At 63.3% G+C, this 12,354-nt stretch carries 11 protein-coding genes; 9 read left to right on the forward strand and 2 right to left on the reverse strand.

Features of this window, described 5'->3' with window-relative positions:
* Positions 1–4: 4 nt before the first annotated feature.
* Positions 5–1,138, reverse strand: a complete 1,134-nt coding sequence (locus tag E1H16_RS12330; protein ID WP_134324178.1) for a hypothetical protein — start codon at positions 1,136–1,138, stop codon at positions 5–7.
* A gap of 360 nt (positions 1,139–1,498) precedes the next feature.
* Between E1H16_RS12330 and dctP the strand changes: the two genes are divergently transcribed.
* From dctP to E1H16_RS12345, 3 genes are read left to right on the forward strand one after another with little or no spacing between them, the layout of a single operon-like run.
* Positions 1,499–2,584, forward strand: coding sequence for a TRAP transporter substrate-binding protein DctP (gene dctP / locus E1H16_RS12335; RefSeq protein WP_134324179.1), 1,086 nt, complete (start codon positions 1,499–1,501; stop codon positions 2,582–2,584).
* 44 nt (positions 2,585–2,628) lie between these two features.
* Positions 2,629–3,960, forward strand: a complete 1,332-nt coding sequence (locus E1H16_RS12340; protein ID WP_134324180.1) for a TRAP transporter large permease — start codon at positions 2,629–2,631, stop codon at positions 3,958–3,960.
* A gap of 4 nt (positions 3,961–3,964) precedes the next feature.
* A complete protein-coding gene (locus E1H16_RS12345) occupies positions 3,965–4,546 on the forward strand; it encodes a TRAP transporter small permease (protein WP_134324181.1) in 582 nt (193 codons plus the stop codon).
* Between the two features lie 87 nt (positions 4,547–4,633).
* Here the strand turns inward: E1H16_RS12345 and E1H16_RS12350 are convergent, their stop codons facing one another.
* Positions 4,634–5,686, reverse strand: coding sequence for a lysylphosphatidylglycerol synthase transmembrane domain-containing protein (locus E1H16_RS12350; protein ID WP_134324182.1), 1,053 nt, complete (start codon positions 5,684–5,686; stop codon positions 4,634–4,636).
* A gap of 220 nt (positions 5,687–5,906) precedes the next feature.
* Here E1H16_RS12350 and E1H16_RS12355 point away from each other — a divergent pair, with 220 nt between their 5' ends.
* From E1H16_RS12355 to E1H16_RS12380, 6 genes are all read left to right on the forward strand, one after another.
* Positions 5,907–7,181, forward strand: coding sequence for an NAD(P)/FAD-dependent oxidoreductase (locus E1H16_RS12355; protein ID WP_134324183.1), 1,275 nt, complete (start codon positions 5,907–5,909; stop codon positions 7,179–7,181).
* Positions 7,175–7,930: a DUF1365 domain-containing protein gene (locus E1H16_RS12360; RefSeq protein ID WP_134324184.1), complete on the forward strand. Its 756-nt coding sequence runs from the start codon at positions 7,175–7,177 to the stop codon at positions 7,928–7,930. Before E1H16_RS12355 ends, E1H16_RS12360 begins: the two co-directional genes overlap by 7 nt.
* Before the next feature lie 184 nt (positions 7,931–8,114).
* Positions 8,115–9,659, forward strand: a complete 1,545-nt coding sequence (locus tag E1H16_RS12365; protein WP_134324185.1) for a molybdopterin-dependent oxidoreductase — start codon at positions 8,115–8,117, stop codon at positions 9,657–9,659.
* A 171-nt stretch (positions 9,660–9,830) separates the two neighbouring features.
* Positions 9,831–10,511 carry a fasciclin domain-containing protein gene (locus tag E1H16_RS12370; protein ID WP_134324186.1) on the forward strand — a complete coding sequence of 227 codons (681 nt, stop codon included), beginning with the start codon at positions 9,831–9,833 and terminating at the stop codon, positions 10,509–10,511.
* Between the two features lie 21 nt (positions 10,512–10,532).
* The gene (gene sigK, locus E1H16_RS12375; RefSeq protein ID WP_134324187.1) at positions 10,533–11,144 is read left to right on the forward strand and encodes an ECF RNA polymerase sigma factor SigK; all 612 of its coding nucleotides are present in this window, start codon (positions 10,533–10,535) and stop codon (positions 11,142–11,144) included.
* Positions 11,141–12,004 (forward strand): anti-sigma factor domain-containing protein, encoded by an 864-nt coding sequence (locus tag E1H16_RS12380; RefSeq protein ID WP_134324188.1) that lies wholly within the window; start codon positions 11,141–11,143, stop codon positions 12,002–12,004. The genes sigK and E1H16_RS12380 overlap by 4 nt, the downstream gene beginning before the upstream one ends.
* Positions 12,005–12,354: the final 350 nt, after the last annotated feature.

Genomic DNA, 12,354 nt, shown 5'->3' on the forward strand with positions numbered 1-12,354 from the left:
GCAACTACTGCTTGACGAACGGTAAGTCGTTCTCCATAAGCGCGTGGTATGCGGTGATGGGTGCACCCGCATCGCCTGGGCCCAGCGTCAGTACGACGACCGACCCATCGGCCTGCGCGTCCTGCAGGGAGTAGAAGTCCGACAGCGGGGCGCCGGAGACGATACTCGACGCGTTCGCGAACATCTCCTCGAAGACCGGTACAGCGTCGCTCGCGTCCCCATCGCCGGTGAAGGCATACGCCACGGTAATGACGGGATCGCCGCCCTCGGCCGCCCAGCCGATCCCGACCGTGTCGAATGCGCCCGCCGGAATCATCCCCGCTAGTTCGTCCTTCATTGCCGACGTCCCGCCCGGCACTGCGGAAAGATCCTCGATCGAGTGGATTGCTCCGGAACTCAGGACCGCCGACACCGAGCCGGCGTCATCCAGCGCCGCGGCGACTGCCGCGAGTTCGGGGTCGTCGGCGAGGGATTCGTCGGGTCCGTCGAGCCACTGCGTGAGCTCGTCGGTGGATCGACCGGCCGCGATGGACGAGTCTTTGGTCGCCATCCGTAGTGGGATGCCGAGCGGTCGGGCCATCGTCGGGTTTGCGATGTCCTGGGCGTGATCGTCACCTTCACCGGCGGTGACGACTCCGTCGGCGACCTCGGGCAGACTCTCCGGGAAGGTCGATGAATCGAAGTCGCCGGTGACGACGGTCAACAACTGGGGAAGCGTCTGTCGTTCGGCGAACGTAGCCGCGTCGAGGACGCTCCATCCGACTTCTTCAGGAAATGTTGGCTCCATGGGCGACATCAGGTAGTCCACCTGGAAGCCCTGAGCCACAGGCACGAACACTGGCGCGGGCTCGATGCTCTCGTTGGCGACGCCGGTCAGCGGATAGAGCCACGCGACGAGGCCGTCGGTGTCATCAAAACTTGTCGGACGCTCCAGGCCGGATTGCTCGGTCGCGGCGTCCAGGTCTGCGGTGACCACCGTGATCAGTTCGTCAGATTCGAGGGCCGGCAACGTGCTCAGCGCGTTCTGTACGGAGTAGCCATCGGTAGCTGGCGGCGCTCCTGACGAGTCGCTCGATCCACTCGAACCGGTGCCGTCGGTCGTGTTGCTGCAGCCGGCGATTCCAAGCAGAAGTGCCATTCCGTACCCGCCGACTGCGGCACGACTACGCGTATTGGATCGAACCGATGCTCGCATACACAGATATTACCTAGACGGACCGGCGCAAAGCGATACGTATTGACCGGTGGAGGTGCCGACTGGACGATCGTTCAGTAGTGATAGCGTTCCTGCTCACGGGTTGTCACCGGTGTCTAGTTGGTGCGGCGAGCTAGTCGATGCGAACGGGGCCGGCTACCCGACAAACCAAGAACGTAATGCGGAGTCAGCGGTTGACTTGGGATGCCGGGGAGCAACGCCACCCGCGCAGCGCCACGGTCGTCCGTCACTACGCATGCCGACGTCAGGGCAGGAATTGTGAGACGAAGAAGGTGGGCTGCGATGCTGGCCGCCCTGGTCATGACATTAGGCATGACCAGCGCCTGCAGCAGTTCGGTAGTTAATGAGGACGGAACCATAACGCTGCGGCTGGTGTCCGGGTTGAGCAGCCAGCACGGCTGGTATGTCGGCACGGTCGAGCCGTGGATGGATCGGGTCGTAGAGCTGACCGACGGCAAGGTGGAGTTTGAAACCTTCACCGGCGGTGAGTTGATCGAGACCCCCGAAGAGAGCGAAGCGATCATGAATGGCGCGGCAGACGTCGCGTTGATGATGCCGATCTACTCCCCGGATCAATTCCCGCTCAGCGAAGTGACGATGCTGCCGCTGCAGTACTCCGATCCGATGATCATGACGACAGCCTGGCAAGCCCTGCTGCAGAGTGACGTGGAACTGGACAACGGCAAGACCTTCTACGAGTCGATGTTCGGCGAGAAGGGTATGAAGGTGTGGCCCGTCGGCGAGGGTGGCGCGTACGCCATCTCGACCACTGGTAAGACACTGGAATCTGTCGACGACGTCGAGAGCCTGGCGCTACGCACGCCGTCCCGGATTCAGGAGATGTACGCCGCCAACACCAACTTCTCCTCGGTCACCATGCCGGCGGTTGAGATGTTCGATGCGTTGAGCAAGGGCGCTTTCGATGGCGCGTTCTACAGCATCGCCGATTGGTCCGGCTACGGATTCCAAGACCTCTTCACCTACACCGTCACAGATATCAACTTCGGTCACTTCAACGGGCTGATCGGGATGTCCGAGGAAACCTGGAACGAACTGCCCGCCGACGTACAGGACGCGATGGAGCAGGCGTTGCAAGAGGTGATCTTCGATGGCGCGCAACTGTGGGTTGACCGGCAGGCAGAGATGATCGAGTACTCCGAAGCCAACGGTGGCACGTTCAAGTCCTTCCATGACCTCCCCGCGGACGTCCAGGACAAGATGCTGGGCGGAATCAACCAGACGTGGACCGACTATGTGACCACTCTGGAGGACCAAGGCGAACCAGGTGAGTCACTGGCGAAGTTGTGGTCCGAGCTCATCGTCGAGGCCGGTGGCGAAGTTCCGGAGGGTATCGATGTCCTCCAATAACCAGCACTCGGGAATATGTAATGGAAAGCGTCCGGAGGTGACCCATGGCTGAGGGCGTGGTCATCACCATCGTTGTAGTGGGATTCCTGTTGCTGCTGGCATCGGGCTACTACATCCACTCCGTGTTGGCGATCGCCGGCGTCCTCGGATTGCTCCTGCTGGACGGCGCGGAGATCTGGGTCGGTCTCGTCGGTCCCGGCCCGTTTGGTCGCACCGCCGCCTATACCTTGACGACCATCCCGCTATTCGTATTGATGGCGCAATTCGTACTTCAGGCGGACGTCGTCAAGGACCTCTTCTACGTCGTCAACAAGGTCTCGCGTAATCGTAAGAGCGTCCTTGGATCGCTCACGTTGGTTGCGGGCGCCGGGCTCGGTGCGGTGTCCGGTTCGGGCACGGCTTCGGCGGCTTCGCTCGGTCAGGTAGCCGTACCCGAGTTGGAACGAAGCGGCTTCAAGCCGGCGTTCGCCGGTGCGCTCGCTGCTGCGGCCGGCGCGATGTCGGGCATCATTCCGCCAGCCATCGGGTTGATCTTGTACGGCGTAGCCACCGAGACGCCCATCGGTGAGTTGTTCATCGCGGCGATCATCCCAGGCATCCTGTGCACCGTCGTGTTCATCCTCGCGATGATGTTCTACCTGCGACGTGCGAAAAGGGAAGACGCGAAGGCGGCAGCGGGCGGCGAGGAGATCGCCGAGTCGGAACTGCCGGAAGCGATCGGCGTACGCCGCGTCAGCGTGGCGATCGCCGTGAGTGTGCTGATCATCGCGGTCGTCTTCGGCGGAATCTACTCCGGGACGGTCACCCCGACCGAGGCCGGCGCAGTGGGGTCGTTGGTGGCCCTGATCGCCGCATTCGTGCTCGGCAAGGTCAATCTGGCGTACCTGAAGCGAAGCTTCTTGGAGACGATCAAGGTCACCGCCATGGTGATGCTGATCCTCATCGGCGCGCAGATCTTCGGCAAGTTCGTTTCGCTGTCCTTGATCCCCCGCAAACTGGTCAGCGGAATGGAGCCGCTGATGGATCAGAAAGCACTCGTGCTGATCATCTTCGCGCTGATCTTCTTCGTGCTGTTCATGTTCATCGAAGGCGCCGCCGTCGTGCTGATGACCGTGCCGGTCATGCTTCCGGTGATGCAGACAATGGGTATCGACCTCATCTGGTTCGGTGTGTTTGTTTCGGTAATCGGGATGATCGGCATGATCACGCCGCCGGTCGGATTGAGTGTGTACGCAGTATCCGGCGCCACCGGAATATCGTCCGACCGCATTTTCAAGTACTCACTCGGGTTCGCGGTGATCGCGACGATCGTGATGACGGCCTTGCTGGTCATCTTCCCCGAGCTGGCTACCTGGCTACCGACATTGATGGGATGACGTGATGACTGACGAAAATCTCAGCTCCGAAACCGACGCGTCGCGGGAGTCCTTCGACAAGTGGTATTCGGTGTGGGGCCACGTGAAAGTCGTTGGCGCGGTGATCAGTGGGCTTGCAGTGTTCGGCATGATGCTGCTGATCGTGGCCGATGTGATCGCGCGGAACTGGCTGGGCGGATCGATCTCGGGATCCTTTGAGTATGTGCAGAACTACTTCATGCCGTTGGCCGTGTTCCCGGGGCTGGCGTACGTGTACGGGTCCGGCGTACTGCCGCGGATGGACCTGCTCAAGGAGAAGATGAGGGGGAAGTTTGGCTCGGGAGTGACCTACGCGCACTTGGTGCTGGAACTCCTGCTCTTCGGGATTCTGCTGTACCTGACGTTGGGTCATTCGATCGACGGCGCTCAACGTGGGGTGGCGTTCTCTGCGGGCGGTGACCTGTATCCGCTGTGGCCGGTGTACTTCTTGGTGCCGCTGTCGATGTTGATGATCCTGATCGAGACGGTGTTCGTTTTCGTACGGAACGTCCGTGCCGACGGGCCACCTGAACTATCGGTAATTTCGCATGAGGCGGAGGGCGTCTAGCTCCGCTTGCTGATTGTCCCGTGGAAGACGCGTTAGCGCGTATTCCACGGGACTTTCGCATGTCGGCGCGAGTCTCGCCGGCTCGAGTTACGGCGCGAGAGCCGCACGCTGTGCGTCGGCCGTACGCTCACGCCGCATCAGCCAGACGAGTGGGCCGACGCCCAGCAACATGGGTAACCACTGCGAAGCCAATCGGTACAGCAGCACGGCGGCCGCTGCCGGACCCGCTGCGGCGCCCTGCACGATGAGCGCGGAGGCGAGCGCGACCTCGACGATCCCGACACCGCCGGGGAGGATCGTGATCTGCCGGGTCACTTGCACGGTCAGATAGGCGATGACGGCGTCAACTGGTTCAAGGTTCAGACCCACGGCGGCGGTCATGCACACCAGGCACGCGATGTCGAAGACCCAACGGAACGCGAGCACGATCGTCGTACGGATCAGGACCCGCGTGTGCAAAGTCTTCAGGTCGCTGATCATGGACCGGACGGCGGCGGCCATCCGGCTGAGCCATCCGGCGATGGTGCTCGGCGCTCGGCGGTGGATGCCTCGAGCCAGTCGGCCGAAGACTCCGCGTCCGGCGACAAAACGGACGGCAGCAATGATCGTCACGACAATTGCGGTGTAGCCGAGGGTCCCCTCGACGTGATCGGTGAGCCATGGGACCCAGATACTGATGAGTCCGATGAGTCCCATGACGCAGAGCGCAATGATTGAGAGTGCGCCGGCGATCACCGCGACTGCAGTCGCGGTGGCTGCGCTGATCCCGCTAAGCGCTAGCCAACGGACGGTGAATGCCACCGAGACGGGGCCGCCGAGTGGCACGGCGGTCGCGATCGTGCTGCCTGCCGATGAGATCAGGACGGAGCGGGTGAGCGTAAGTTCGCCGCCGAGGGTCCGGGTGAGTACTTGCTGACCGAGCGCCGATGCAACGAGCGCTCCGCCTGCGGCGAGCAGACCCCCGCACACCAGGAGAGGGGACGCCGAGCCGAGCGCGTCGACAATGTCGGCCCAGGCCGGCAGCTTATCGATACCAAAGAACACCACCGCTGCGAGCAGGCCGAGAACCACGAAGAGTTGAACGATACGTCGGGTGGTGTGTTTCTTTCCACCTACCTCTTCGGGGGCCGAGGAGGTCATCCGCGCGACCGAGGCATTGGCGGGCGTCCCGCAATCGCGGTGGGCGCCATACGACTACCTCCCGGAGATGCCTCGTGATCTACCTCAGAACGGTATGGGCTTCGGCGTAAGCCGCGCAACGTACCGCGAGGCGATGTGACGGGGTCGACCAAACCGCAAGGTGGTTTGCGCCGAATCACGGACACGACCCAACCGCGATCAACGCAGCAAGAGGAGGCCTATGCCGGCGACTAATCGTCCGAGCGTAGCGGTCATCGGATCGGGTGTGTCCGGTCTGAGCGCCGCGTATCTGTTGAGTCGAACTCACCGCGTGAGCGTGCTGGAGTCAGATAGCCGGGTCGGCGGTCATGCGCATACCCACCAGGTGTCGGGCAGTCGCGGGCGACCGCTCAGCATCGACACCGGCTTTGTCGTGATGAACCAGGTGACCTATCCCAACCTGACCCGACTCTTTCGTGAGCTCGGGGTGCGCACCCGTCCTGCAGAGATGAGCATGAGCATCACCTGTGGGCAGTGCGGTCTGTCATACGCCGGTGGCAGCGGGATCGGCGGCATCCTGGCGCAACCCGGCCGGCTTCGCGACGCTCGCTTCCGCCGGTTGCTTTCCCAAGTCCCGCGGTTCCATCGCGACGCGCGTCGGCTGCTGGCCAGCGCTCGGCCCGAAGACCGCGAGTTGACCTGGGGTGAGTTCCTGACCCGGCGCCGCTACGGGGCGTACTTCGTCCAGCATTTCGCGATCCCGCTCGTGGCGTGCGTGTGGTCGTGCGGCCACGATGACGCGTTCGCGTACCCAGCGCGTCATTTGTTCCAGTTCCTTGAACATCACGGAATGCTGCAGATTACTGGGTCACCGACCTGGCGCACGGTCGTCGGCGGATCACACAGTTACGTGTCCCGAATCGTCGCGCAGTTGTCGGACGTACGAGTGGATTGCCCGGTCACCGCGGTGCAGCGCCATGACGACGGGGTCGACGTACGCACGCCGGTGGGTGTCGAGCGTTTTGATCGAGTCGTGGTGGCCACGCACGCGGAGCAGGCGGCCGAGTTGCTCGCCGACGCCACACCTCAGGAGAAGGATGACCTGACAGCCATCGGTTACTCCTCGAACGAGACCTGGCTGCATCGAGACGAATCGGTACTGCCGGAGACTCCGCGTGCGCGAGCATCGTGGAACTACCGGCTGTCGAGCTGCCACGGTGGATCAGAAGGAGTCACGGTCAGCTACTGGATGAACCGACTACAAGGCCTGGACGACGATGTCCAGCACATTGTCACGCTCGGAGCTGACGGACGAGTCGATCCCGATCAGGTGAGTGCGCGAATGACTTACGCTCATCCGATCTTCACCGCGGAGGCCGTCGAATCGGCACGTCGGTTGCGCGCGGCCGGTGGCGATCGCCTTGCCTTTGCCGGCGCACACCTGGGCTGGGGGTTTCACGAGGACGGGTGCCGGTCAGGCGCCGCGGCAGCAGCAAAGTTTGGTGTCGCATGGTGACTATTACGGGCTTGCCACCGATCCCGGCTCTCGTCGTCGGCGAAGTCATCCACAGCCGTCGTACGCCCATCAGGCACGCCCTCCGCCATCGCGCGTACCAGTGGCTCGTCGACATCGACGACCTACCGAAGTTTCCGCGGTGGCTGCGGCCGCTCACGCGCTTCCGCGCAGCAGATCACCTCGATGGTGGCCGCCTCGGCGGCGGAATGCGCGGTGATCTGACCCGGTTCCTTGGTCGGCGCGGAGTCCGGTTGCGCCCGACCGACCGCGTGCTGATGCTGGCGAACGCCCGTGTGCTCGGGCATGTGTTCGACCCGCTGTCGGTGTTCTGGTGTTTGAGCGAAAGCGGCACCATCCGGGCGATCGTATTTGAAGTACACAACACCTACGGCGAACGGCACGCGTACCTATTGCGGACCGATAGTGCAGGGCGCGCCCGTACAGACAAAGCCTTCTACGTCTCACCGTTCAATGACCGCTCGGGTCATTACGACGTCCGGCTGCGGCTGGCGCATGACCGAGTCGACGTCACTATCGGTCTGATGCGTGACGGTCAACGTATCTTCACCGGGATCTCCCGCGGGATTCCGCGGCCGACTACCCGCGGCGCCGTGTTGCGAGTCACCGGCACCCACTTGTTCATGACGCAGCGCATCAGCGCGCTGATCCGACTACACGGCATTTGGCTCTGGTTGCGAAGGCTGCCGGTCGTTCCTCGGGTTGCGCACACCGAGGAGGGCGTTCGATGAACAGCGCTGCGTCGCTGACTGGCCGCCGATGCTGGATCGTCGGTGGATCCAGCTGCGTCGGCGCAGTGCTGGCGCGTGACCTGACGTCGCGTGGCGCACGAGTTGCTTAGCCCTCGGGCTTTCGCGCCGCCAGGATTGATCAACGGCGGTCAATCCAAACCATCGTGGGTTTCGAACTACCGGTATGAAGAACTGGCGATATGCGGCGGCAGGTCTGGTATCGGGACTCGCAGGACTCGGCATCGCGCAACTCGTCGCGGTCCTGGTCAACCCGGGATCGTCGCCGGTGCTTGCGATCGGAACGACGGTCATCGACCTCACGCCACAGCCGGTCAAGCAGTGGGCGATCACGACGTTTGGCAGCGCAGACAAGGTATTTCTGCTGAGCGTGATCGGCATCGTCGCCGCGCTGCTGTTCGCCGCGGCGGGGCTGCTTGCCCGGCGATGGATCGGGTGGGGCTCAGGTGTTATCGCGGTCATCGGGGCCGTGTGCATCGCCGCCGCGCTACTTCGGCCGAGCGCCAGCCTACTTTGGGCGATCCCGTCGCTCGTCGCGATTACCGTTGCGATCGGGGTGCTGATCGCGTTGACAAAGGCGTTGGCAGTTGTTGACCGCAACGGCTCTGCAGCTACCGATCCCGCCGCAGATCGGGACGATTCCGCGCATCGGTCGAGTCGCCGCTCCTTCCTGAAGCTTGGTGGTGCCGCCGCGACCGTCGGCGCGGTGAGTCTGCTGGCAGGTCAGTGGCTGATCGCGAATGCGCAGAAGGCGGTGAAGATCGCGCTGCCGCGCGCCGCATCTCCGCTGCCCAAACTGCCAACTGGACTGGAAGAGAAGGTGCCAGGGATCAGCGCGTTTCGCACCCCGAGCAACGATTTCTACCGTGTAGACACCGCGTTGATCGTGCCGTCAATCGACCCCACCGACTGGAGTCTCACCATCGACGGCGACGTGGACAACCCGATGGTGCTCAGCTTCGAGGACCTGACGTCGTACGAGGTCATCGAACGCGACATCACCATGACGTGTGTGTCGAATGAGGTCGGCGGTCCGTACGTCGGCGCGGCACGCTGGTTAGGAGTGCGGGTCAGTGACGTGCTGGCCGACGCCGGCGTACGCGACGGTGTCGATCAGATCTTGTCGCAAGACGTCGACGGAATGACGATCTCCACGCCGATCGAGGCACTCACCGACGACCGAGAGGCACTACTGGCGTTCGGGATAAACGGCGCGCAGCTTTCCCGTGAGCGGGGGTTCCCCGTCCGGCTAGTGACTCCGCGCCTGTACGGCTTCGTCGGTTCGACGAAGTGGCTGACCTCATTGACCGCGACGACGTACGCGAAGCAGCAGGCCTACTGGACCGAGCGAGGGTGGGACACCGACGGAACGATCCACACGCAGGCGCGGATCGACGTCCCGAAACCGCTCGCGGAGGTCACCGTCGGCGAGCCAGGCTTTGTCGGTGGCGTCGCGTGGGCACAAGGCCGCAGCATCGCAAAGGTAGAGGTAAAGGTCGGCGACGGTCCGTGGCAACAGGCCACGTTGGGTCCGGACGCAGGCATCGACTACTGGCGCCAGTGGTATCTGCCGTGGACGCCGGAAAGCGGTTCGCAACGCCTGCAGGTGCGGGCTACCGACGGGACTGGTGCGGTGCAGACCGACCAGAAGGCGCCGCCGTACCCCTCTGGGGCAACTGGACAGCAGTCGCTCATCGTGAAAGGCGTCTGAGGGCAGCCGGATCAGCAGCGGCTCATGATCCGGCTGCGCGCCCGAGCATCGCGTCGCTGCGAAAGTTTCTGTTTTTCTTGCGAGTTTCCAATCCGCGCAGCACTCGGCGTCGAACTCCTTGTGTAACCGATGAGGCACGAGACGACGTCTCGACGACGAAAGGGCACGATCATGAAGCGAACCCTCCGAGGGACTGCTGCTGCGGCAATCGTTGCACTTCCCCTGCTACTGACCGCCTGCGGGAGCGATTCCGACAGCGCGGATACGAACGGCTCGTCTCAGGACACTTCGTCCGAGCAGGACTCGGACATGGGCGAGGATTCCTCGGACGAGGCAATGCCCGAAGAGAATGGCGCCGATGAGGACGGTGCCGACGCGGCGAGTATGCCGTTCGGCCCCGGATGCGCAGCGGTCCCCGAGGATGGCGCGGGTTCCTTCGACGGTATGGCGGCCGATCCGGTCGCTACCGCAGCCAGCAATAATCCGGCCCTGTCCACTCTGGTGTCGGCAGTCCAGGCGGCTGACTTGGTTGACACGCTCAACTCGGCGGAGGACATCACCGTGTTCGCGCCGACCGACGACGCGTTCGGCGCGGTGCCGACGGAGACCTTGGACGCCGCGATGGCTGATCCGAGCGGACTGTTGACGACGGTGCTCACCAACCATGTGGTGGAGGGGCGCCTGGCTCCGGACCAGCTTGCCGGCGAACACGAGACCCTCGGTGGCGGCACGATCACGGTGACTGGATCCGGCGAGGACTTCATGGTCGGTGAGGCGAGCGTCGTTTGCGGCAATGTGCAGACGGCGAACGCGACGGTGTACATCATCGATCAAGTACTGCTTCCCGCGTAACGGCGTGCGAGCATCTACGTAATGATCTTCGAACCAAGAGGCGAGCGGGCGGCGCACGATAGCGCCGCGCGCCCGCCGGTCGGAGAAGAGGAATTGGCGCAGGAGTTACTGCGTCGATCCAGTCGCGGCGATGAGGCTGCATTTGCCGAACTGTACGACCTGTTCGGCGCGCGAATCTTCGGGCTGATAGTGCGAGTAGTTCGAGACCGAGCTCAGTCCGAGGAGGTCACTCAGGAAGTGTTCCTGCAGGTATGGCGCAACGCTGCTCGGTATCGCTCGCAGAGCGGGTCCGCGACGTCCTGGATGCTGATGATGGCGCATCGGCGCGCGGTGGACCGAGTGCGTTCTGCCGAGTCGTCGAGGCGCCGCGATGATGAGTATGCCGTCGGCAGTGTCGATCGCGAGAGTGACCAGACCAGCGAGACGGTCGAGCGGACAATGGACGGCCAGCGCGTCGTACGAGCCCTGGACACGCTGACGGAGGTGCAGCGCTCCGCAATCGAGTTGGCGTACTTCGGCGGGTACACACATAAAGAAGTTGCCGCTCTGCTGGATCTACCGTTAGGTACGGCCAAGACGCGGATCCGCGACGGGCTTATACGGCTTAGAGACGCATTGGGGGTGGCGCGATGAAGGACGACGATCGTCGCCTGAGCGGCGCGTACGCCGCCGACGCCGTAACCGACGAAGAGCGCGCGGCGCATGAGGAACTCATGCGGGAAGACCCCGAGCTTGCCGAGGAGACCGAATCGCTGGTCGATGCCGTATCCGAACTGAGCAAGATCAGCGAGCAATCGCCCCCCGCGTACCTTCGTGATGACGTGCTCAACGCGATCAAGTCTGTGCGTCCGTTGCCTCCGTTGGCCGATGACGAGACTCCGCAGCGCCCTGTTGATGAACAGGTTCAGAGTGTCGACCCGGAAACAGCTGCCGCGCCACGTGCGAGCGCTGGTCCACAGGACGTCCCCGATCCGAGCGAGGGAGTCGATCGGGGTGGGGCTGTCGATCCAAGCGAGGCCGCCGGAACCGTCGACCTCGGCCGCCGGCGCGCGCGTCGACGGGGTGCGTGGATGGGCGCGATTGCTGCGGCCGCCGCGGCGCTCGTCGCGGTCGTGGTCATCCTCGGGCAGCGCGATGGCACTCCGACGAATCAGGCGGAGGCGGTAATCAGCGCCTCGGATGTCACCAGCCAGACAGCGAACGTCGACGACTGGACGGCGACACTGTATTTATCGCAGGTGCAAGAGAAGGCAGTTATCTCGAGTGAGCAGATGCCCGACGCGCCGGAGGGTAAAGACTTCCAGGTGTGGCTCATGCACGACGATGAGGCGATTACGAGTGCTGGTGTCATGCCTCGCACCCATGGCGAGGGGCAGGAGTACGTAGTCAACGGCGTTTCCGGCCAGGTCACCGCGATCGCGATCTCCGAGGAACCGGCCGGAGGGTCGCCGGGACCGACTACCGACCCCTTCATCGTTGTCGACTTGGCATGACAAAGACGCGCAAACGATGACAAACGTGCCAGGGTCAGGTGGTCAGGTGTCTGGCCGTTCGGCACGGCGGCACTGTTGCCAAGGGACCTTTCACGCTTGAGTGGAATGCGCCGACGTAATTAGGCGGTACCTTTTCCTTCCGCAACATTCGTTCGATTCACTTACTGGTACCCCCCTTTTGGGGGTCAGTTTCACTAAATTGCGTAAAACCCGGTGTCGAGAAGCGTGAAACGCGGTGAACTATAGGCCTAGTTACATGGATTTCACTTACGCGGCTGTGATCGGCCTCGGCGCGAACCCCTGAAGCCACCCACTTATGGGCTGCGTGAATAACGCGGTGCGGCGGTCAG

Source organism: Cumulibacter soli (genome assembly GCF_004382795.1).
Classification (GTDB): Bacteria; Actinomycetota; Actinomycetes; order Mycobacteriales; family Antricoccaceae; genus Cumulibacter; species Cumulibacter soli.

Excerpts from the sequence above, each read along its gene's own strand:
- E1H16_RS12330 (WP_134324178.1), bottom strand. The coding sequence starts at position 1,138 with ATGGCACTTCTGCTTGGAATCGCCGGCTGCAGCAACACGACCGACGGC.
- dctP (WP_134324179.1), top strand. The coding sequence starts at position 1,499 with ATGCTGGCCGCCCTGGTCATGACATTAGGCATGACCAGCGCCTGCAGC.
- E1H16_RS12340 (WP_134324180.1), top strand. The coding sequence starts at position 2,629 with ATGGCTGAGGGCGTGGTCATCACCATCGTTGTAGTGGGATTCCTGTTG.
- E1H16_RS12345 (WP_134324181.1), top strand. The coding sequence starts at position 3,965 with ATGACTGACGAAAATCTCAGCTCCGAAACCGACGCGTCGCGGGAGTCC.
- E1H16_RS12350 (WP_134324182.1), bottom strand. The coding sequence starts at position 5,686 with ATGACCTCCTCGGCCCCCGAAGAGGTAGGTGGAAAGAAACACACCACC.
- E1H16_RS12355 (WP_134324183.1), top strand. The coding sequence starts at position 5,907 with ATGCCGGCGACTAATCGTCCGAGCGTAGCGGTCATCGGATCGGGTGTG.
- E1H16_RS12360 (WP_134324184.1), top strand. The coding sequence starts at position 7,175 with ATGGTGACTATTACGGGCTTGCCACCGATCCCGGCTCTCGTCGTCGGC.
- E1H16_RS12365 (WP_134324185.1), top strand. The coding sequence starts at position 8,115 with ATGAAGAACTGGCGATATGCGGCGGCAGGTCTGGTATCGGGACTCGCA.
- E1H16_RS12370 (WP_134324186.1), top strand. The coding sequence starts at position 9,831 with ATGAAGCGAACCCTCCGAGGGACTGCTGCTGCGGCAATCGTTGCACTT.
- sigK (WP_134324187.1), top strand. The coding sequence starts at position 10,533 with ATGATCTTCGAACCAAGAGGCGAGCGGGCGGCGCACGATAGCGCCGCG.
- E1H16_RS12380 (WP_134324188.1), top strand. The coding sequence starts at position 11,141 with ATGAAGGACGACGATCGTCGCCTGAGCGGCGCGTACGCCGCCGACGCC.